The sequence below is a fragment of the Geodermatophilus sp. SYSU D01119 genome (genome assembly GCF_054049975.1).
In genome coordinates, this window is sequence record NZ_JBJGYL010000038.1 from 18,622 (window position 1) to 38,639 (window position 20,018).

18 protein-coding genes are annotated in these 20,018 nt (G+C 74.6%); 5 read left to right on the forward strand and 13 right to left on the reverse strand.

Annotated features, from left to right (window positions below; translation table 11 throughout):
- Nucleotides 1-16: 16 nt before the first annotated feature.
- The 8 genes from ACI79X_RS21430 to ACI79X_RS21465 form a co-directional block, all read right to left on the reverse strand.
- The gene (locus ACI79X_RS21430; RefSeq protein ID WP_457027442.1) at nucleotides 17-850 is read right to left on the reverse strand and encodes a carbohydrate ABC transporter permease; all 834 of its coding nucleotides are present in this window, start codon (nucleotides 848-850) and stop codon (nucleotides 17-19) included.
- Nucleotides 850-1,812 (reverse strand): carbohydrate ABC transporter permease, encoded by a 963-nt coding sequence (locus ACI79X_RS21435; RefSeq protein ID WP_457027443.1) that lies wholly within the window; start codon nucleotides 1,810-1,812, stop codon nucleotides 850-852. Before ACI79X_RS21435 ends, ACI79X_RS21430 begins: the two co-directional genes overlap by 1 nt.
- Nucleotides 1,809-3,167, reverse strand: coding sequence for an extracellular solute-binding protein (locus ACI79X_RS21440; RefSeq protein WP_457027444.1), 1,359 nt, complete (start codon nucleotides 3,165-3,167; stop codon nucleotides 1,809-1,811). The genes ACI79X_RS21435 and ACI79X_RS21440 overlap by 4 nt, the downstream gene beginning before the upstream one ends.
- 120 nt (nucleotides 3,168-3,287) lie before the next feature.
- Nucleotides 3,288-4,517, reverse strand: a complete 1,230-nt coding sequence (locus ACI79X_RS21445) for a DUF4032 domain-containing protein (RefSeq protein ID WP_457027445.1) — start codon at nucleotides 4,515-4,517, stop codon at nucleotides 3,288-3,290.
- Nucleotides 4,518-4,641: 124 nt separating this feature from the next.
- Nucleotides 4,642-5,061: a helix-turn-helix domain-containing protein gene (locus ACI79X_RS21450; RefSeq protein ID WP_457027446.1), complete on the reverse strand. Its 420-nt coding sequence runs from the start codon at nucleotides 5,059-5,061 to the stop codon at nucleotides 4,642-4,644.
- Between the two features lie 151 nt (nucleotides 5,062-5,212).
- On the reverse strand, nucleotides 5,213-5,875 hold the full coding sequence (gene pgsA / locus ACI79X_RS21455; protein WP_457027447.1) for a CDP-diacylglycerol--glycerol-3-phosphate 3-phosphatidyltransferase: 663 nt from the start codon (nucleotides 5,873-5,875) through the stop codon (nucleotides 5,213-5,215).
- 7 nt (nucleotides 5,876-5,882) lie between these two features.
- Nucleotides 5,883-7,322 carry a 30S ribosomal protein S12 methylthiotransferase RimO gene (gene rimO, locus ACI79X_RS21460; protein ID WP_457027448.1) on the reverse strand — a complete coding sequence of 480 codons (1,440 nt, stop codon included), beginning with the start codon at nucleotides 7,320-7,322 and terminating at the stop codon, nucleotides 5,883-5,885.
- A 68-nt stretch (nucleotides 7,323-7,390) separates the two neighbouring features.
- The gene (locus ACI79X_RS21465) at nucleotides 7,391-9,955 is read right to left on the reverse strand and encodes a DNA translocase FtsK (RefSeq protein WP_457027449.1); all 2,565 of its coding nucleotides are present in this window, start codon (nucleotides 9,953-9,955) and stop codon (nucleotides 7,391-7,393) included.
- Between the two features lie 75 nt (nucleotides 9,956-10,030).
- On the opposite strand from ACI79X_RS21465, the gene ACI79X_RS21470 reads away from it, so the two are divergent.
- The 3 genes from ACI79X_RS21470 to ACI79X_RS21480 all read left to right on the forward strand — a co-directional run bounded on the left by ACI79X_RS21470 (nucleotide 10,031) and on the right by ACI79X_RS21480 (nucleotide 13,273).
- Entirely contained in the window at nucleotides 10,031-11,974 is a 1,944-nt protein-coding gene (locus ACI79X_RS21470) for a prolyl oligopeptidase family serine peptidase (RefSeq protein WP_457027450.1), read from the forward strand.
- Nucleotides 11,975-12,059: 85 nt separating this feature from the next.
- Nucleotides 12,060-12,593, forward strand: a complete 534-nt coding sequence (locus tag ACI79X_RS21475) for a sigma-70 family RNA polymerase sigma factor (protein ID WP_457027451.1) — start codon at nucleotides 12,060-12,062, stop codon at nucleotides 12,591-12,593.
- Nucleotides 12,590-13,273, forward strand: a complete 684-nt coding sequence (locus ACI79X_RS21480) for an anti-sigma factor family protein (protein ID WP_457027452.1) — start codon at nucleotides 12,590-12,592, stop codon at nucleotides 13,271-13,273. The genes ACI79X_RS21475 and ACI79X_RS21480 overlap by 4 nt, the downstream gene beginning before the upstream one ends.
- A gap of 84 nt (nucleotides 13,274-13,357) precedes the next feature.
- Here the strand turns inward: ACI79X_RS21480 and ACI79X_RS21485 are convergent, their stop codons facing one another.
- From ACI79X_RS21485 to ACI79X_RS21505, 5 genes are read right to left on the reverse strand one after another with little or no spacing between them, the layout of a single operon-like run.
- The gene (locus ACI79X_RS21485; RefSeq protein WP_457027453.1) at nucleotides 13,358-15,070 is read right to left on the reverse strand and encodes a ribonuclease J; all 1,713 of its coding nucleotides are present in this window, start codon (nucleotides 15,068-15,070) and stop codon (nucleotides 13,358-13,360) included.
- Nucleotides 15,067-15,963 carry a 4-hydroxy-tetrahydrodipicolinate synthase gene (dapA, locus tag ACI79X_RS21490; RefSeq protein WP_457027454.1) on the reverse strand — a complete coding sequence of 299 codons (897 nt, stop codon included), beginning with the start codon at nucleotides 15,961-15,963 and terminating at the stop codon, nucleotides 15,067-15,069. The genes ACI79X_RS21485 and dapA overlap by 4 nt, the downstream gene beginning before the upstream one ends.
- Nucleotides 15,964-15,973: 10 nt before the next feature.
- Nucleotides 15,974-16,498: a dihydrofolate reductase gene (locus ACI79X_RS21495; RefSeq protein ID WP_457027455.1), complete on the reverse strand. Its 525-nt coding sequence runs from the start codon at nucleotides 16,496-16,498 to the stop codon at nucleotides 15,974-15,976.
- A gap of 3 nt (nucleotides 16,499-16,501) precedes the next feature.
- Nucleotides 16,502-17,317 (reverse strand): thymidylate synthase, encoded by an 816-nt coding sequence (locus ACI79X_RS21500; RefSeq protein WP_457027456.1) that lies wholly within the window; start codon nucleotides 17,315-17,317, stop codon nucleotides 16,502-16,504.
- 11 nt (nucleotides 17,318-17,328) lie between these two features.
- Nucleotides 17,329-18,561: a winged helix-turn-helix domain-containing protein gene (locus tag ACI79X_RS21505; RefSeq protein WP_457027457.1), complete on the reverse strand. Its 1,233-nt coding sequence runs from the start codon at nucleotides 18,559-18,561 to the stop codon at nucleotides 17,329-17,331.
- Nucleotides 18,562-18,623: 62 nt separating this feature from the next.
- Here ACI79X_RS21505 and ACI79X_RS21510 point away from each other — a divergent pair, with 62 nt between their 5' ends.
- Together ACI79X_RS21510 and ACI79X_RS21515 are read left to right on the forward strand one after the other, a co-directional pair.
- The gene (locus tag ACI79X_RS21510) at nucleotides 18,624-19,190 is read left to right on the forward strand and encodes an N-acetyltransferase family protein (RefSeq protein ID WP_457027458.1); all 567 of its coding nucleotides are present in this window, start codon (nucleotides 18,624-18,626) and stop codon (nucleotides 19,188-19,190) included.
- Nucleotides 19,187-19,849 carry a DUF2461 domain-containing protein gene (locus ACI79X_RS21515; RefSeq protein WP_457027459.1) on the forward strand — a complete coding sequence of 221 codons (663 nt, stop codon included), beginning with the start codon at nucleotides 19,187-19,189 and terminating at the stop codon, nucleotides 19,847-19,849. Before ACI79X_RS21510 ends, ACI79X_RS21515 begins: the two co-directional genes overlap by 4 nt.
- Nucleotides 19,850-20,018: the final 169 nt, after the last annotated feature.

A 20,018-nucleotide genomic window follows, 5' to 3' on the forward strand; every position in this document is an offset into this window, starting at 1 on the left:
TGGGGAGCACGGCGGGTCAGCCCTTGACCGCGCCGTTGGTGAGGCCGGCGACGATGCGCCGCTGGAAGAGCAGGACCAGGACGACGACGGGGATGGTGACGATCACCGCGGCCGCGGCGATAGCCCCCGTCGGGTCCTCGAACTGCGAGGCGCCGGTGAACAGACCCAGCGCGGCGGGGACGGGGCGGGAGGCGTCCGTCGACGTGAGCGAGATGCCGTAGGCGAAGTCGTTCCACGCGATGAAGAAGGCGATGATCGCGGTGGTGAACACGCCCGGCGCGGCCAGCGGGACGATGACCTTGCGGAACGCCTGCCACGTCGTCGCGCCGTCGACCTGCGCGGCCTGCTCCATCTCCCAGGGGATCTCCCGGAAGAACGCCGACATCGTCCAGATGGAGATCGGCAGGGTCAGGGACAGGTACGGGATGATCAGCCCGGGCCAGGTGTCGTAGAGCCCGATCTGCCGCCACAGGTTGAACAGCGGCGTCACGATCGAGATGACCGGGAAGATCGCGACGGCGAGCGCGGTGCCGAGGATGAGCCTCTTCCCCGGGAAGTCCAGCCGCGCGATCGCGTAGGCGGCGAACATCGACAGGATGCAGGAGATCGCCGTGGCGATCAGGCAGATCCCGAAGCTGTTGCGCAGCGCCGGCAGGAACAGGTCACTCGCCGAGCCGGTGAGGATCGTCGAGTAGTTCGTCCACGACGGGTCCGTCGGCAGGAACGACTGGTTGGAGATGTCCGACGGCGACTTGAACGACAGCGAGACGATCCAGGCGATCGGAAACAGGCAGTAGATGACGATGAGGACGCCACCGACCACCCACCAGACCTTCGACCTCGACGACATCAGCGCTCACCTCTCGCCTGGGCCAGGTCGACCTTGAAGCCCTTGATGAACAGGAACGCGATCAGCACGACGGCGAGGAACAGCAGCACGGAGACCGCCGATCCCAGCCCGATCTCCACCCGCGCGATCGTCTGCCGGTAGGCGAGGAAGGACACCGACTCGGTGCCGTTGGCCCCCGCGGTCATGATGTAGATGCTGTCGAACACGCGGAACGCGTCGAGGGTGCGGAACAGCAGGGCCACCATGATCGCGGCCTTCATGTTCGGGATCGTCACCCGCGCCATCCGCTGCCAGCGGGTGGCGCCGTCGACCTTCGCCGCCTCCTGCAGCACCTCGGGCACCTGCGCGAGGCCGGCGAGCAGGAGCAGCGAGATGAACGGCGTCGTCTTCCAGATCTCGGCCAGGCAGATGACGAACAGCGAGGTGCCGGTGCCGCCGAACCAGTCGGTGGTCGCGTCGACGCCGGGCAGCCACGCGAACCAGCTGTTCACGAACCCGGTGTTGATGTTGAAGGCGAACTGCCAGGCGAAGGCCGACACCACGGTGATGACCGCGTACGGGATGAGGATCGCCGCCCGGACCACCGGCCGGATCGACCGGAGCGCCTTGACCATGACCAGCGCCAGGCCGAAGCCGAGGACCAGCTCGACGGCGACGGTGATCACCGTGATGACGAGGGTGATGAACACCGACTGCCACCACAGCGGGTCGCTCAGGACCACCCAGTAGTTGGCCAGGCCGTTGAACGACCGGTTCTCCGGGTCGGTGAGCCGGTAGCTGAACAGCGAGTAGTAGACCGCCTGCAGGATCGGGTAGGCGGTCACCAGGAGCATGACCAGGAACGCCGGGCCGGCCAGCAGCCAGCCGAGCTTCCGTTCCGCCCGTGAGCGGTCGCTGATGGTCCCGCGTGGGGAGGAGACCGGCTGGGTCTTCTCCACCGGCGGGAGGGTCGTCTGCGTCACAGCAGCTGCTCCCCTCGGAGGACGGCGCTGATGAGTTCCTCGGCCCGCTCGGGGGTGGAGTCCGGGTCCACCGAGGACGGCGGGTGGTACTCGCGCTGGAGACCGCCGGAGACCTCGCTGTAGTACGGGGTCTGCGGCCGCGGAGCCGCCTGTTCCAGCGACTCCCGGATGGTGTCGGCCATCGGGAAGGCCTCCTGCACCTCGGGGTCGTCGTAGACGGCCTGCGACGACGCCGGGTTGCCGTTGGTGATCATGTACTCGGCCTGGTTCTCGTCCGAGACGATGCACTCGGTCGCCTCGTACGCCAGGTCGACGTCGTCGCTGAAGGCGCCGACACCGAGGTTGATCCCGCCGTACGGCGGGGCGCTCGGGGTGCCCTCGTCGACGGCCGGGTAGAGCGCCCAGCCGTAGTCGTCGGGGACCGAGGCGTCGAGGGTGCCGGCCTCCACGGCGCTCAGCGCCCGGGACCAGACGAACGGCCAGTTCACCATGAAGCCCGCGTCCTCGGACTCGAACTGCGTGGCGCTGGTGTCCTCGCTGGCGGTCGAGAAGGCCGGGCCCACGACGCCGGAGGTGGCGACCGTGCGCATGACCTCCGCGGCCCGCCGGCCCGGCTCGTCGGTCAGGCCGAGCCGGATCTGGTCGGGGTCCGTGGAGTTCTCGGCGATGACCGAGCCGCCCGCGGACTCGATGAGCGCGTTGAACCACACCGTCAGCGACTCGGCCCGCCGGCCCTGGGCGCTGACGATGGTGCCGGTGTCCTGGGCGGCCTGGACGATCTGCTCCCAGGTGACCGGACGGCTCATGTCCAGGCCCGCGGCCTCGGCCACGGACTTGCGGTACCAGAGCAGCTGGGTGTTGGCCCAGAAGGGGACGGTGACGAGCTCGTCGTCCCACGTCGCGCCCTCGATGGAGCTCTGGACGACGCCCTCGGTGACCCGGTCGGCGAGGTCCTCCGGCACCGGGGCCAGGAACCCGGCCTGCGCGAACTCCGGGATGTAGGGCGGGTCGAGGCTGATGATGTCGATCGAGGCGTCGTTGGCCGCCAGGCGCCGCACGAGCTGCTCGCGCTGGGCCGAGGACTCGCGGGGCAGGATCGACACCGCGATCCGGTAGGCGCCGCCGGACTCCTCCGAGCACCGTTCGGCGATGGCCTGCTGGCCGCCCGAGTCGGGGTTGATGTACCAGTTCAGGACCGGGGTGGCCCCGCTGTCGCCTCCCCCGCCGCACGCGGCGAGCGTCGAGGCGACGACGAGAGCGGCGGCCGCACCGCCGATCGCTCGCCGTGGTCGCCGTCGGCGATGCGGACTACCGCCGCCTCCGGCCCCCGGGATCCGACCTGTTGCGATGGACAAGACTCATCGCCTCCGTTTCGGCGAGCACCGACGATCACCGCGCTCCCGTACCGTGGCCCAGCCCACAACGGGGCGCAACCCGGGCGTGTCCGCCCCGTGACCAGCGGCCCCGCCCTCCGCTCAGGGACGGGTGGCGATCACCGAGGGTGTCGTCAGCTCCTCCGGGGTCGAGGGCAGCACGTTGCGGAGGTAGGACCGCGCGGCGGCGGTCGTGCCGACGTCACGGCCGGCCTTCTCCGACAGGAACCAGCGGTGCTCGAGCACCTCGTGGAAGACCTCCGCCGGGGCGAGCCGGCCGGCCAGCTCGGCCGGGATCGAGTCGATGACCGGCCGGTAGACCTCGGCGAGCCAGCGGGCTCCGGCCAGGGCCTCCGACACCGGCCGGCCCTCCTTCTGCTCGAGGTAGGCGCGGAAGGAGCGCAGGTCGTTGAGCAGCCGCCGCGCCTGGTTCTCCTGCACCTCCAGGCCGGTCAGCCGCATGAGCTCGCGGCGGTGCTGGCCGGGCGCCGACACCCGGGTGTCCACGCGCAGCCTCGCGCCCTCGTCGTCGGTGACCAGCTCGATCTCGCCGACGTCGAAGCCGAGGTCGTTGAGCCGCTGCAGCCGCTCGGCGACGCGGTAGCGCTGCTCGTCGGTGCGGAAGACCTCCTCGCGGGTGACCTCCTCCCACAGCGACGCGTAGCGGCCCTCCAGGCTGTCGGCCACCTCGATCGGGTCGACGCCGTCGGGCAGCAGCCCGCCGAACTGCAGGTCCAGCAGCTCCGCGCCCACCCGCTCGCGGGCCAGGTCCAGGTCGTAGTGCCGCTGGCCGCGGGAGAGCTGGGGGTGCCGCTCGGCGGTCTCGGCGTCGACCAGGTGCGCGGCCAGCGCCCCGGCGTCGAGCCGGAAGAGGGTGTTCGACAGCGAGCAGTCCCCCCAGAAGACGCCGGCCAGGTGCAGCCGGACCAGCAGCACCACGAGGGTGTCCATGAGCTGGTCCACCGACTGCCGGGCGCTGGGTCGCGAGAACAGGTACCGGTAGGACATCGAGTACTCGAGGTACCGGGTGACCAGGATGGCGTCCTGCCCGTCCGGCCGGTCGACGCAGACGCCGAGCACCGAGACCGCCGGCAGGCCCTCCTCCTCGAACTCGCCGAGCAGCGCGTACTCGTGCCGGGCCAGGTGCTCGGAGATCTCCTTGAGCGCGAACACGCGGCCCTGCTCGGCGACGAAGCGGACGACGTGCCGCGAGATGCCGCGCTGCGGCACCTCCAGCAGCAGCTCCGGCGGCCACTCCTCGAGCGGCAGGTGCCAGGGCAGGGCGAGCAGACGGGCACCGTCGGTGCCCGGGGGGCGGAACAGGTACCGCACGGCGACCTCCGCGGAAGGCCTGGCGAACCGGTCTCGCGCGGCGGGGAGACCGTCGTCCCAGCCTGCCACGACCGGCGCGCGAGCGCCCGGCACCCCACGGGGGTGCCGGGCGGGACGACGGGGACTAGGCGGCCAGCGAGACCGCGGCGCCGGCGCGGTGGGCGGCCCGGCTGGTGGCGCCCACCAGGGCGAGCGCCGGCTCGGCGCCGGCCGGGACGAGCGTCTCGGCGGCGGGCGCGTCCTCGCTCGCGGCGGACCCGGCGGCGGCCTCGTCGGCCGGGACACCGGCGGGCAGCGGGCGGACGCGGGCGGCGGGGCCGCGCAGCTCGGTGCTGACCTCGGCGAGCAGGTCGGCGAGCTCGACGTCGAGGGCGTCGCAGATCGAGGCGAGCAGCTCGGAGGAGGCCTCCTTCTGCCCCCGCTCGACCTCCGAGAGGTAGCCCAGGCTCACCCGGGCGGCACCGGAGACGTCGCGCAGCGTCCGCCGCTGGCGCAGCCGGTGCCCGCGCAGGGTCCGCCCGAGCTCCGTACGCAGCAGCGTCATGGCCGTCTCCTGTCTGGCTGAGGGAAGAGCGGCGGCACCCGGGGGTGCCGTGCGCCCACGGTACGCGGCGCCACCGTCGGTTCCCGACCCGGCGGGGCCGCGTCCGCTCATGGCGTAACACCGCCACCCGCCTGGGCGTTCCCCCGTGGGCTCAGGCGGCGGTGTCGCTGCGCGAGCCGGTGGGCCCGGCCGCGCGGCGGGCGGCCGCGGCGCGCATCGCGCGGGCGCTGGTGCGGCGCAGCGAGAGCGCGCGGTGGACGTAGTCGAGGCCGGTGAGCAGCGTGAGCACCAGCGCCACGGCCATGACCCACCAGCGGGCGGTGGCCAGCAGGCCGGTCAGCGGCAGGATGTACAGGCCGATCGCCAGCGCCTGCACGACGGTCTTGGCCTTGCCGCCGCGGCTGGCGGCGATGACGCCGTGCCGGATCACCCAGAACCGCAGCAGCGTCACGCCGACCTCGCGGACGAGGATCGCCAGCGTCACCCACCAGGGCAGCAGCGCGAGCACCGACAGCCCGATGAGCGCGGTGCCGGTGAGCGCCTTGTCGGCGATCGGGTCGGCCAGCTTGCCGAACTCGGTGACCTGCCCGGTGCGCCGCGCGATGAGCCCGTCGTAGCGGTCGGTGATGATCGCCAAGGCGAAGAACACCGTGGCCCAGATGCGGCGGTCGTCGTCCATCCCGCCGTCGGAGAGCAGCAGCACGGCGAACACCGGCACCACGGCCAGCCGCAGCACGGTGAGTGCGTTGGGGAGGTTGACCAGGCGGGCCGACGACGGCGGGGTCGCCGCCGGGTCGGGGGCGACGGCGCTCACCGGGACCTCACCGGGCGGCCGGGACCAGCGCGGCCGCCACGAGGTCGATGCCCTCCGTGCCGGTGACCTCGGCGGTGAGCAGCTGCCCGGGGCGGGCGCCGTCGGGCACGCCGGTGACGGTGGTGGTGCCGTCGGCGTCCGGGTCCTGGTGGGCGGCGTGGCCGGCCCACACGCCCGGCCCCTCCTCCGCCGAGAGGTCCTCGGTCAGCAGCACCTCGACGCGGGTGCCGACCCGGTCCTCGGCGCGCTGGGCGGTGAGTTCCTCGACGAGGTCGGTGATCCGCCGGACCCGCGCGTCGATCTCGCCCTGGTCGAGCTTGCCCGGCAGGCCCATCGCCTCGGTGCCCTCCTCGTCGGAGTAGCCGAAGACCCCGACGGCGTCGAGGCGCGCGCCGGTGAGGAACCGCTCGAGCTCGGCGACGTCGTCCTCGGTCTCCCCCGGGAACCCGAGGATGACGTTGGTGCGGAACCCGGCCTCCGGCGCGAGCGACCGCGCTCGCTCGACGAGGGCCAGGAAGTCGTCGGTGCCGCCGAAGCGGCGCATCCGGCGCAGCAGCCCCGGCGAGGAGTGCTGGAAGGACAGGTCGAAGTAGGGCGCGACGCCGTCGGTGGTGGCGATGACCTCGAGCAGCCCGGGGCGCAGCTCCGCCGGCTGTAGGTAGGCCACCCGCACGCGGGCGATGCCCTCGACGGCGGCGAGCTGCGGCAGCAGGCGCTCCAGCGAGCGCAGGTCGCCGAGGTCCTTGCCGTAGGAGGTGGAGTTCTCGCTGACCAGCACGAGCTCGGTGACGCCCTGGCCGGCCAGCCAGCGCGCCTCGGTGAGCACGTCGGCCGGCGGGCGGGACACGAACGAGCCGCGGAAGGTGGGGATGGCGCAGAAGGCGCAGCGGCGGTCGCAGCCCGACGCCAGCTTGAGCGCGGCGGTGGGGCCTGACGCCAGCCGGCGGCGCTGCACCCAGCCGTGGCCGGGGATGGCGGGCGCCTCGGCGTCGCCCGCACGCCCCGCGGCCACCGCCGCGGTGCGCTCGACCGGGCTGATCGGCAGGAGCGTGCGGCGGTCGCGCGGGGTGTGCGGCACCAGCGGCCGGTCGGCGAGGACGTCGTCGAGCCGGTCGCCGATCGCGGCGTAGTCGTCGAAGCCGAGGACGGTGGCCTCGGGCAGCGCGCCCGCGAGCTCGGAGCCGTACCGCTCGGCCATGCACCCGACGGCGACGACGCGGGCGCCGGAGTCGGTGGCGGCGAGGATGGCGTCCACCGAGTCCTTCTTCGCCGACTCGATGAACCCGCAGGTGTTCACCAGCACCGCGTCGGCGCCCTCGGCGTCGTCGACGAGGCGGTAGCCGCCGTCGGCCAGCCGGCCGGCCAGTTCCTCGGAGTCCACCTCGTTGCGGGCGCACCCGAGGGTCACCACCGCCACGGTGCGGGCAGGGCCGGTCGGAGCGCTCACCGGACCATCGTAGGTGCTGTCCGGGACCGTTCCGGGTCGCGCCGGGGTGATGCTCCCCCCTCGGGGGCTCAGTCCTCGCCGCCGGGCAGGGTGCCGCCACGGAGCGTGAAGAGCACCGACTCCAGCTCGTCGGGCTTCACCAGCACGTCGCGGGCCTTGGAGCCCTCGGACGGGCCCACGACGCCGCGGGTCTCCATGAGGTCCATGAGCCGGCCGGCCTTGGCGAAGCCGACGCGCAGCTTGCGCTGCAGCATCGACGTCGACCCGAACTGGCTGGTGACCACGAGCTCGACGGCCTGGCACAGCAGGTCCAGGTCCCCGCCGATGTCCTCGTCGATCTCCTTCTTCTCGCCCTGCGCGGCGCTGAAGACCTCCTCGCGGTACTCCGGCTCCGCCTGGCGCTTGGTGAACTCGACGACCGCCTCGATCTCGGCGTCGGACACGTAGGCGCCCTGGACGCGGATCGGCTTGCCCGCGCCGATCGGCAGGAACAGGGCGTCGCCCATGCCGATCAGCTTCTCCGCGCCCGGCTGGTCGAGGATGACCCGGCTGTCGGTGAGGCTGGAGGTGGAGAACGCCAGCCGTGAGGGCACGTTGGCCTTGATGAGGCCGGTGACGACGTCGACCGAGGGCCGCTGCGTGGCGAGCACCAGGTGGATGCCGGCCGCGCGCGCCTTCTGCGTGATCCGGACGATCGACTCCTCGACGTCGCGCGGGGCGACCATCATGAGGTCGGCGAGCTCGTCGACGATCGCCAGGATGTAGGGGTAGGGCCGGTAGACCCGCTCGCTGCCGGGCGGGGCCACGATCTCGCCGCGCTCGACCTTGCGGTTGAAGTCGTCGATGTGCCGGACGCCGGTGGCGCGCATGTCCTGGTAGCGCTGCTCCATCTCCTCGACCAGCCAGGCCAGCGCGGTGGCGGCCTTCTTCGGGTCGGTGATGATCGGCGTGATCAGGTGCGGGATGCCGTCGTAGGGCGTGAGCTCGACCATCTTCGGGTCGACCAGGATCATCCGCAGCTGGTCGGGCGTGGCCCGCAGCAGCAGCGAGGTCAGCAGCGAGTTGATGCAGGAGGACTTGCCGGCACCGGTGGCACCGGCCACCAGCAGGTGCGGCATCTTCGCGAGGTTGGCGCACACGAAGCCGCCCTCGATGTCCTTGCCGAGGCCGACGAGCATCGGGTGCGGGTCCTGCTTGGCCGCCTGCGAGCGCATGACGTCGCCGAGGCTGACCGTCTCGCGGTCGGTGTTGGGCACCTCGACGCCGACGGCGGACTTGCCGGGGATGGGCGCCAGGATGCGGATGTTGTCGTTGGCGACCGCGTAGGCGAGGTTCTTCGTCAGCGCGGTGATCTTCTCGACCTTGACCGCGGGGCCCAGCTCGATCTCGTAGCGGGTGACCGTCGGGCCGCGGGTGAAGCTCGTGACGGCGGCGTCGACGTTGAACTGCTCCAGGACCCGGGTGATCGCCTCGATCGCGGCGTCGTTGGCCGACGAGCGGGCGCGCGGCGGGGTGCCGGGGCGCAGCGTGCTCAGCGAGGGCAGGACGTAGTCGCCCTCGACCGGCTGGATGACCAGCTGCTGCGGCTCCTCGACCGGCGGGAGGTCCTCGGGCGGGGCGGTGCGGTCGACGACGGCCGACCGCGGCGCCGTGGCGGCGGGCTCGGGCGCCGGCTCGTGCCGCACGGCCTCGCGGACGTCGGCGGTGGGCACGTGGTCGATCGGGCCCGTGGCGGAGGTGTCGGCCGCCTCGTCGGCGAGGATCTCGGCGAGGGCGGCGCGGGCCCGGCGGCCGCGCCGCGGCGGCGCGGGCTCCTCGTCCTCCTCGTAGGCGTCCTCGTCGTACCCGTCGTCGTCCCACTCCCCGTCGTCGCGGCCGGTGACCCGGTCGACGAAGGCGCGCAGCCGCTCGGGCACCTGGTGCAGCGGGGTGGCGGTGAGCACGAGAACCGCGAAGACGGCGAGCAGGGACAGCAGCACGACGGCGACGACGGCGCCGACGCCGGCGGTCAGCGGCGTGCCGACCGCCCAGCCGACGAGGCCGCCGGTGCCGGGCTCGCCCTCGACCGGGTCAGCGGGCGTGCCGACGACGGAGGCGATGCCGAGCACCGCCACGGTGGCGCACACCCAGCCGATGGCCAGCCGGCCGCGCGCCTCGGGGCGCGGGGCCCGGCGCAGCAGCCGCAGCGCGGCCAGGAACAGGACGGCGGGCAGCAGGAGGACCAGCGAGCCGACGACCCAGCGGGTGGCGTCGGCCATCCCGGCGCCGACCGGGCCGATCCCGTCGAACCAGGCGGCCGCGCCGAGGACGACGGCCAGGCCGAGGACGGCGAGGCCGGCGCCGTCGCGGCGGTGCTCCGGCGCGAGCGGCTCGGCCTCCTCCGGGCGGGCGATCGAGCGGGCCAGGCTGCCGGCGCCGCGGGCGAGCAGCCCCCAGGTGCCGGAGGCGGCGCGCCAGGCGGCCCCGGCGGCACCGGGACCCTTCGCGGGGGCGGGCTTGCGGGCCGGGGGCTTGCGGTTGCCGTTGCGGGCGGGCGTGCGCGAGGCCGGCCGCTTCCCCGAGGCCGTCGACCCGGACCGGCCCTTCGGGGCCGAGCCGGCCGGCCGGCGCGAGGGCGTGGTGCGGGCAGGCATGCGTCGAACGGTAGCCGCCGTCCAGGCTCCTCCCAGGCAGGCGAGGAGTCGTGTCCCCCGCCTACGGTCGCCCCCATGACCCCACCGGTGTCCCCTCCCCCGGCCGTCCCGTACGGCAGCTGGCCCACCCCGGTCACCTCCGCGCTCGTCGTCCGCGCCGCCGCCCGGCTCGGTGAGGTCGCCGTGGACGGCGGCGCGGTCTGGTGGTCGGAGTCGCGGCCGGGCGAGGGCGGGCGGTCGGCCCTGCTGCGCCGGACGGCCGACGGCGCGGTCACCGACGTGCTGCCCGTGCCGTGGAACGCCCGCACCCGCGTGCACGAGTACGGCGGCGGCGCGTGGACGGTCGCCGGGGGCACCGTGTGGTTCACCCACTTCGACGACCAGCGGCTGTACCGGCTCGACCCGGGCGCCGACGGCCCGGTCGCCGTCACCCCGGAGCCGGAGCTGCCCGCCGGCGTCCGCTACGCCGACCTCACGCCCACCGGCGACGGCGCGCTGCTCGCCGTCCGGGAGACCCACACCGCGAGCGGCGCGGCGGCCGACGTCGTGAACGAGGTCGTGCGGGTGGCCCCCGACGGGTCCGCCGAGGTGCTGGTCAGCGGCCCCGACTTCGTCTCCGACCCGCGCCCCGGCCCGGACGGGTCGCTGGCGTGGCTGCAGTGGGACCACCCGCACATGCCCTGGGACGCCGCGCAGCTGGTGGTGCGCGACTCCTCCGGCACGGAGACCGTCGTGGCCGGCGGCCCGGGCGAGTCGGTGGTGCAGCCGACCTGGGACGACGGCGGCACGCTGTGGTTCGCCTGCGACCGCACCGGGGTCTGGGCGCTGTGGCGCCGGCGGCCGGGCGGGGCGGCGGAGCTCGCGCTCGACCTCGGCCGCGACCTCGCCGGCCCCCAGTGGCGGTTCGGCTCCCGCTCCTTCGCCGTGCTCCCGGGCGGCCGGGTGGTGCTCGCCGGCGACGAGGCACTGGTCGTGCGCGAGCCCGACGGGTCGACGGCGGAGGTGCCGCTGCCCGGGTGGCCGGTGCTGCAGTACCTGACCGCCGACGGCGACGGCGTCGTGTGCTCGGCCGGCGGGCCCACCAGCGAGCCGGTGGTGCTGCGCGCGGGCCTCGACGGCCGGGCCGAGGTGCTCCGTCCGGCCCGCGACCTCGGGCTGGACCGCTCGTGGCTGTCGGTGCCCGAGCAGGTGGTCTTCCCCACCGAGGACCGCGGCACCGGCATCGCCGAGGCGCACGCCTCGGTCTACCCGCCGACCAACCCGGACGGAACCGCCCCGGCGGGCGAGCTGCCGCCGCTGGTGGTGATGGTCCACGGCGGGCCGACGTCGGCCCACGACCGGACGCTGAACCCGGAGATCCAGTACTTCACCTCGCGCGGGTTCTGCGTCGCGCACGTCGACTACCGCGGGTCCACCGGGCACGGCCGCCGGTACCGCGACGCGCTGCAGGGCCGCTGGGGCGTGCTTGACCTCGACGACGTCGCCGCCTGCGCCCGGTACCTCGCCGACTCCGGGCGGGTCGACCCGGCCCGGATGGCGATCCGCGGCGGGTCGGCCGGCGGCTACACGACGCTGGCCGCGCTCACCCTGCGCCCGGGCACGTTCACCGCCGGCGCGAGCCACTTCGGCGTCGCCGACCTCGCGGCGCTGGCCGCCGACACGCACAAGTTCGAGTCGCGCTACCTCGACGGGCTCGTGGCGCCGTGGCCGGCCGGCGCCGCCGTCTACGCCGAGCGCTCCCCCATCACCCACGTCGACGCGCTGCGCACCCCGCTCGCGGTGTTCCAGGGCGCGGAGGACGCCGTGGTGCCGCCGGAGCAGGCCGAGGTGATGGTCGCGGCGCTGCGCGAGCAGCGGGTGCCGCACGCGTACCTGCTGTTCGAGGGCGAGCAGCACGGCTTCCGGCGGGCGGAGAACATCCGCGCCGCCCTCGACGGCGAGCTGTCCTTCTACGCGCAGGTGTGGGGCTTCGACCTGCCCGCGGAGGAGGGCATCGAGCCGGTGACCGTCGTCCGGTGAGCACGGTCCACTGATCCTGCGCTGAACCGCCGGGGCGCGGCGGCCGTATGCCTCCCCGACGGGGTCGGGCGCCGGGAGGTCGCGGATGGGACGGCACACACGGCCGCCGGTGGAGCAGCTGGACGTGCAGGCGGCCTACGCCGCGCACGGGCCGGAGCTCTACCGGTTCGCGCTGCGCCAGCTCGGCGACGGCGGCGCGGCGCAGGACGTCGTGCAGGAGGTGTTCCTGCGGGCCTGGCGGGCGTCGGCGTCCTTCGACCCGCAGCTGGCCAGCCTGCGCACGTGGCTGTTCGCGATCGCGCGCAACGTGGTGGTCGACGAGGCCCGGCGCTTCGCCGTCCGCCCCTGGCAGCGGCAGCTGACCGACGACGCCGGCGCCGACGCGCCCCCGGTCGCGGCCGCCGACGAGGGGCTGGTCGACGCGTGGGTCGTGGAGGAGGCGCTGCGCCGGATCAGCCCGGAGCACCGGACGGCGATCGTGCAGACGCACCTGCGCGGCCGGCCGTACGGGGAGGTGGCCGCCGAGCTCGGCGTGCCGGTCGGGACGGTCCGCAGCCGGGTGTTCTACGGGCTCAAGGCGCTGCGCCTGGCCCTCGACGAGATGGGGGTCGAGCCGTGAGCGGCGCGCACGGGGACGAGCACCGGGAGCTGCGCGAGATGCTCGGCGCCTACGCGCTCGGGCACCTGACCCCCGCCGAGCGCGACCGGGTGCGCGCCCACCTCGACGGCTGCGCCGACTGCCGCGCCGAGCTGGCCGACATCGCGCCGCTGGCCGCGCGGCTGGCCGCCGTCGACCCCGACGCGCTCGACGAGACCCCCACTCCCCCGCCGGACCTCGGCGCCCGCGTCCTCGCGCGCGTCGCCGAGGAGCGCCGGCGGCAGGTGGTGCCGCTGCGCCGCGCCGCCGTGCGCCGGGGCGCGCTGACGGCCGCGGCGGTGGCCGGGGTGGCCGCGGCGGGCGGCGTCGTCGGGTGGCTGGTCCGGCCGGTGCCCGACCCGCCGCCGCTGGAGCCCGTGGCCGTGCAGGCCGTGGCGCCGGGCGTGCAGGCCACCGCGGACCTGGTGCCGCACACGTGGGGCGTGGAGGTGAAGCTCACCGGGACCGGCTTCGCCGACGGCGAGGTCTACCGGGTGGCGGTCACCGACGACGAGGGCCGCGAGGTGTCGGCCGGGGAGTTCGTCGGCGTCGGCGCGGCGGAGCTGCGCTGCAACCTCAACTCGTCGGTGCTGCGCGACGACGCCGTCGCGTTCGAGGTGGTCGACGCCGACGGCGAGGTGGTGGTCCGCTCCTCGTTCTGAGGGGCGTCCCGAGTGGCCGGGGCGGCGCCGGCCCCCGTGCCCGGCGCCGCCCCCGGGTGCATACGGGGGCGGCGCCGGCGGCGTTCAGACCTCGAGGACGGTCGGGATGATCATCGGCCGGCGGCGGTAGCGGTCGCTGACCCACTTGCCCACCGTGCGGCGGATGACCTGCGAGAGCCGGTGCGCGTCGCGCTGGCCGTCGGCGAGCTCGCGCGTGAGGTTGTCCTCGACCAGGCGCAGCACCTCGTCGAACGCGGTCGGGTCGTCGGAGAAGCCGCGGGTGGACAGGTGCACCGGCCGCACGATCGTGCCGGTGGAGGGCTCGACGACGACGGTGAGCGCGACGAAGCCCTCGTCGCCGAGGATGCGCCGCTCCTGCAGTGACTCCTCGCCGACGTCGCCGACGTTGAGCCCGTCGACGTAGACGTTGCCCACCGGCACCGACCCGGTGATCGAGGCCTTGCCGTCGACGAGGTCCACGACCACGCCGTCCTCGGCGAGGATGACCCGGTCCGCCGGCATGCCGGTCTGCTCGGCCAGCGCCGCGTGCGCCCGCAGGTGCCGCCACTCGCCGTGCACCGGCATGAGGTAGCGCGGCTTGGCCACGTTGAGCAGCGTGCGCAGCTCGCCGGCCGGGGCGTGCCCGGAGACGTGCACCATCGCCGTCTCCTTGTGCACGACGGTGGCGCCGAGCCGCGCGAGGCCGTTGATGACCTTGTAGACGGCGGTCTCGTTGCCGGGCACGAGCGAGGACGCCAGCACGATCGTGTCGCCGGCCTCGATGGTGACCTGGGAGTGCTCGCCGCGAGCCATGCGGCCCAGGGCCGACAGCGGCTCGCCCTGCGACCCGGTGCTGACCAGCACGACCTGTTCCGGCGGCATGCTGGTGGCCTCGTCGAGGCTGACCATCAGGCCGGGCGCGACGCGCAGCAGGCCGAGGTCGCGGGCGACGCCCATGTTGCGGACCATCGAGCGCCCCACGAAGGCGCACTTGCGGCCGTGCGCCTCGGCGGCGTCGAGCACCTGCTGGATGCGGTGCACGTGGCTGGCGAAGCTGGAGACGATCAGCCGCTGGGTGGCGCGGCGGAACACGTCCTCCAGCACCGGGCCGATGTTGCGCTCGGGGACGACGAAGCCGGGCACCTCGGCGTTGGTCGAGTCGGCGAGCAGCAGGTCGATGCCTTCGAGGCCCAGCCGGGCGAAGGCGCCGAGGTCGGTGAGGACGCCGTCGAGGGGCAGCTGGTCCATCTTGAAGTCGCCGGTGTGCACCAGGACGCCCGCGGGCGTGTGCACGGCGACGGCCAGCGCGTCGGGGATCGAGTGGTTGACCGACACGAACTCGCAGTGGAACGGCCCGGCGACGTGGTCGTCGCCGGCGGCCACCTCGACCAGCGTCGGGTCGAGCCGGTGCTCGCGCAGCTTCGCCGCGACCAGCGCCAGGGTGAACCGGGAGCCCACCAGCGGGATGTCGCCGCGCAGCCGCAGCAGGTAGGGGATGGCGCCGATGTGGTCCTCGTGACCGTGGGTGAGGACGACGGCCTCGATGTCGGCCAGGCGGTGCTCGATGACCCCGAAGTCGGGGAGGATGAGGTCGACGCCGGGCTGCTCGGCCTCGGGGAACAGCACGCCGCAGTCGATGACCAGCAGCTTGCCGTCGAACTCCAGCACGGCCATGTTGCGGCCGATCTCGCCCAGCCCGCCGAGGGCGATGACGCGCAGGCCGCCGGCGGGCAGCGGCGGCGGGGCCTGCAGGTCCAGGTGCGGCTGGGTGGCCTGTCCGGCCGAGCTGACGGTCACAGGGGGACGCCTCCGGAGGCGAGGTCGGTGCGCAGCTGCGCGATCTGATCGGGCGTGGCGTCGACCATCGGCGGGCGCACGGGGCCCGCGGGCAGCCCGAGCTCGCGCAGCGCGGCCTTCACCATGATCACGCCCTGGGTGCGGAAGATGCCGGTGTAGACCGGCAGGAGGGCCTGGTTGACCTCGCGCGCCTTCACCAGGTCACCGGCCTCGACGGCGGCGATGAGCTCGGCCAGGCGGGGGCCGACCAGGTGCCCGACGACGCTGACGACGCCGACGGCGCCGAGGGCCAGCAGCGGCAGGTTGAGCATGTCCTCGCCGGAGTAGTAGGCGAGGTCGGTGCGGGCGAGGGTCCAGGCGACGGCGCCGAGGTCGGCCTTGGCGTCCTTCACCGCGACGATCCGCGGGTGCTCAGCGGCGCGGACCAGCGTCTCGACCTCGATCGGGACCACCGAGCGCGGCGGGATGTCGTAGAGCATCACCGGCAGGTCGGTGGAGTCGGCGACCGAGGTGAAGTGCCGCAGCAGCCCGGCCTGGGGCGGCTTGTTGTAGTACGGCGTCACGACGAGCAGGCCGTGCGCGCCCAGCCGCTCGGCGTCGCGGGCCCGGTCGATGCTGTGCGCGGTGTCGTTGGTGCCCACCCCGGCGACGACGACGGCGCGGTCGCCCACCGCGTCGAGGACCGCCTCGAGGACGGCGCGGCTCTCGGCGTCGCTGACCGTCGGCGCCTCCCCCGTCGTCCCGAGGACGACCAGGCCGTCGTGGGCGCCCCGGTCGACGAGGTGCGCGGCCAGCTCCTGGGCCCCGGCGAGGTCGATCGAGCCGTCCTCGGCGAACGGGGTGACCATCGCCGTGAGGACGCGCCCGAAGGGCCGGGCGGGGTCGGTGGTCATGCGGTCGAATCTACCGACCGTCGCGGACGGCGCCGGTCCCGGCAGCGGGCGCCCGCCCGTACTCGCTGACCGCGTACCGCAGCCCCGACGACGAGAGGGCCCAGCCGTCCTCCGGCGTCCGCGAGACCCGCCGCCACTCCCCGCCCGGGGCGGGGGCGCAGGTGTCGCCGTCGACGAGCAGGTCGACGTCGGTGACCACCAGCCGGGAGGCGTGCGGCAGGAACGCGGCGTACACCTCCGCGCCCCCGATCACCCAGCAGTCGGGGGCGGCGGCGAGCACCTCCTCCGGCGAGCCGGCCCGCTCGGCGCCGTCGGCGGACCAGGCGGCGTCCCGGGTGAGGACGACGTTGCGCCGCCCGGGCAGCGGCCGGTTGCGCGCGGGCAGCGACTCCCAGGTGCGCCGGCCCATGACGACGGTGGAGCCGGTGGTCAACTGCTTGAACAGCCGCAGGTCCTCGGGCAGGTGCCAGGGCAGCCGCCCGCCCGCGCCGATGACCCGGTCGTGCGCCTGCGCCCAGATCAGCGAGACCGGCACCCGTCAGACCGCGACGGCGGCACGGATGGCCGGGTGGGGGTCGTACCCGTGCAGGACGAGGTCCTCGAGGCGGTGGTCGAACAGCGACGGCGCGGGCGCGATCTCCAGCGTCGGGAACGGCCGGACCTCGCGGGAGAGCTGCTCGCGGACCTGCTCGACGTGGTTGCTGTAGACGTGGCAGTCGCCGCCGACCCAGATGAACTCGCCGGGCTCGAGGCCCGCCTGCGCGGCGACCATGCGGGTGAGCAGCGCGTAGCTGGCGATGTTGAACGGGACGCCGAGGAACATGTCGGCGCTGCGCTGGTAGAGCTGGCAGGACAGCCGGCCGTCGTGCACGGCGAACTGGAACAGCGCGTGGCAGGGCGCGAGCGCCATCTCCGGCAGCGCGGCGACGTTCCAGGCCGAGACCACCATGCGGCGGGAGTCCGGGTCCGTGCGCAGCGTGTCGAGGACGCCCTGGATCTGGTCGATGGTGGAGCCGTCGGGCGCGGGCCACGAGCGCCACTGGACGCCGTAGACGGGCCCGAGGTCGCCGTCCTCGTCGGCCCACTCGTCCCAGATGCTGACGCCGTTCTCCTGCAGCCAGCGCACGTTGCCGTCGCCGCGCAGGAACCACAGCAGCTCGACGGCGACCGACCGCCAGTGCACCTTCTTCGTCGTGACGAGCGGGAACGACGCCGACAGGTCGTAGCGCAGCCGCTCGCCGAAGGTGCTCACGGTGCCGGTGCCGGTGCGGTCGGATTTCGGCGTCCCGGTCTCCAGGATCCGCCGGAGCAGGTCCTCGTACTGGGTGTCGACTCCGGTGCTGCTGCTCCCCACGGCGGGCCAGCCTAGGCGACGACGGTGCGCGGGGCGGGCAGCACGGAGGTGAGGTCGGCCGCGAGGTCCCCGCGCCCGGCGACCGCGACGTCGTCGAGCTCGAGCCACGTCGCCGCGAGCGCCAGCTCGGCGGCGAGAGCGCCGGCCACCTCCGCGCGGTCGGCGCCCTCCTCCGCGTGCGCGGCCTGCACCCGCAGCACGCCGGCCTGCCGGTCCGCCTTGAGGTCGACGCGGGCCACGAGGCGGTCGCCGAGCAGGAAGGGCAGCACGTAGTAGCCGTGCACCCGCTGCGCGGCCGGGGTGTAGATCTCCAGGCGGTAGCGGAAGCCGAAGATGCGCTCGACCCGCGGCCGCTCCCACACCAGCGAGTCGAACGGCGACAGCAGCGCCCGCGCGCGGATCCACCGGGGGCGGCGGGCGGCGGGGTCGAGCCACGCGGGGGCGCCCCACCCGGCGACCTCGACCGGCACCAGTTCCCCCGCCTCCTCGAGCTCGGCGATCGCCTGCCGCGCCTGGGCGGGACGGAGCCGGAAGTAGTCGCGCAGGTCGCGCTCGGTGGCCACGCCGAGGGCGCGGGCGGCGGTGCGCACCAGCTCCCGGACGGCGTCGCCGGGGTCGGGCGTGGGCGCGTGCACGACGGCGGCGGGGAGCACCCGCTCGGTGAGGTCGTAGACCCGCTCGAACGACGTCGTGCGGGCACGGGCGGTGAGCGCCCCGGTGTAGAAGAGCCACTCCAGGGCGACCTTGCCCGCGTGCCAGTTCCACATCTGGCCGGGCCTGTCGGGGCGCGGCTCGGCGAGGTCGCTGGCCTTGAGCGGCCCGGCCTCCCGCACCCGGTCGAGCACCTCGGCGACGTAGCCGGGCCGCTCGCGCTGGATGCGCACCATCGAGCCCCACGCGTGCTCCTCCGCGGCTGCCATGCGCCAGCGCAGGTACGGGTGCAGCCGCACCGGCAGGTAGGACGCCTCGTGCGCCCAGAACTCGAACACCTCGTGCCGCCGGCCGATGAAGTCGTCGAGGACCGGCCGCCGGTAGCCGCCCAGCCGGCTGTAGTAGGGCAGGTAGTGCGAGCGGGAGACGACGTTGACCGAGTCGATCTGGACGACGGCCAGCCGCTCGGTGGTGCGGCGCAGCTGCCGGCTGTCGACGGCGCCCGCAGGGCGCGGCTCGGCGAAGCCCTGGGCGGCCAGCGCGATGCGCCGGGCGAGTGCGGCGGGGAGCCGTTCGGCGGTCGGTGCGGCCACGGGGGCGATCTTGCCGCGCGGGTGTGACGGTCCGCGCCCCGGTGCCGACCTAGGCTGCCCGCGTGGAGCCCCGTCCCCTCTTCCCGCGTCTGACCGGCTCGGCGGAGGTGTCGGTGCGCCCGGCGCTGCCGTCCGACGCGGCCGACGTCGCCCGCGTGCAGGAGCTGGCCTGGCGGTCGGCTCCCGCGGGCGCGGTGCCCGGCGCGGTCCTCGAGTCCTGGGACGCGGCCGCCGCGGCCGCGTCGTGGGCGGCGGCGATCAGCGACCCGCCCTCCCCGGGGCACGCGGTGCTGGTGGCGCTCGACGGGGCGCAGGTCGTCGGCTTCGCCGCGGTGGCGCCTGCCGAGGCGGACGCGGCCGGTCCGGTCACCGAGCTCGTCCTGGTGCTCGTGGAGCCGCGCTGGGGACGGCGGGGGCACGGCAGCCGCCTGCTGGCGGCCGTCGCCGACCGCGCCGTGGCGGCCGGCGCGGTCCGGCTGCTCACCTGGCTCGCCGAGCACGACACCGTGACCGCGGGGTTCCTCGAGTCGGCCGGCTGGGACCGGGACGGCTGGGTGCGCACCCTCGACACCGGGGAGGCGCCGCTGCGCGAGGTCCGCTGGCACACCCTGCTGGGAGGAGAGGCATGACGTTCACCGGGTTCCCCGACGAGGGCCTCGTCTTCTACGAAGGCCTGGAGGCCGACAACTCGAAGACGTACTGGACCCGGTCGAAGGCCGTCTACGACTCGTGCGTGCGGGCGCCCATGCAGGCGCTGGTGGACGTCCTCGCACCGGAGTTCGGCCCGGCGAAGCTGTTCCGCCCCTACCGGGACGTCCGCTTCAGCCACGACAAGACGCCGTACAAGACGCACCAGGGAGCGGTCGCGGTCCCGGAGGGGCGCGGCGCGGGCGCCTGGTACGTGGAGATCTCCGCGGAAGGGCTGCGGGTCGCCGGCGGCGCCTGGCGCCTGGAGTCCGACCAGGTCGAGCGCTACCGCCGCGCGGTGGCCGACGACGTGCAGGGCCCGCGGCTGCGTGCCGAGGTGGAGCGACTGGCAGCCGGCGGCTGGGACGTGTCCGGCGACCGGCTCACCCGGGTGCCGAAGGGCTACGACGTCGACGACGCCCGAGCCGACCTCCTGCGGCACCGCTCGCTGCACGCGGGGCGCCTGTTCGAGTTCGCGGACTGGCTGCACGGGCCCGACGCGCTCGAGCACGTGCGGACCGCCTGGCGCGATCTCACCGCCCTGAACGCCTGGCTCGCCGACAACGTCGGCGCGACGACCAAGGAGGTCCGCCGGCGCTGACCGTGGCGCATTCCGTCACGGCGGGTCCTGTCACGGCGGATGCCGGAAATGCAGCAAGGGCCCCCACCGGGTGGTGGGGGCCCTTGCTGTGAAGAGTTGTCCGGCGGCGTCCTACTCTCCCACCCCGTCTCCAGGGCAGTACCATCGGCGCTGAGAGGCTTAGCTTCCG

What these genes read in the sequence shown, in the direction of transcription:
- ACI79X_RS21430 (WP_457027442.1), bottom strand. Translation starts at nt 850, where the DNA reads ATGTCGTCGAGGTCGAAGGTCTGGTGGGTGGTCGGTGGCGTCCTCATC.
- ACI79X_RS21450 (WP_457027446.1), bottom strand. Translation starts at nt 5,061, where the DNA reads ATGACGCTGCTGCGTACGGAGCTCGGGCGGACCCTGCGCGGGCACCGG.
- ACI79X_RS21465 (WP_457027449.1), bottom strand. Translation starts at nt 9,955, where the DNA reads ATGCCTGCCCGCACCACGCCCTCGCGCCGGCCGGCCGGCTCGGCCCCG.
- ACI79X_RS21470 (WP_457027450.1), top strand. Translation starts at nt 10,031, where the DNA reads ATGACCCCACCGGTGTCCCCTCCCCCGGCCGTCCCGTACGGCAGCTGG.
- ACI79X_RS21475 (WP_457027451.1), top strand. Translation starts at nt 12,060, where the DNA reads ATGGGACGGCACACACGGCCGCCGGTGGAGCAGCTGGACGTGCAGGCG.
- dapA (WP_457027454.1), bottom strand. Translation starts at nt 15,963, where the DNA reads ATGACCACCGACCCCGCCCGGCCCTTCGGGCGCGTCCTCACGGCGATG.
- ACI79X_RS21515 (WP_457027459.1), top strand. Translation starts at nt 19,187, where the DNA reads ATGACGTTCACCGGGTTCCCCGACGAGGGCCTCGTCTTCTACGAAGGC.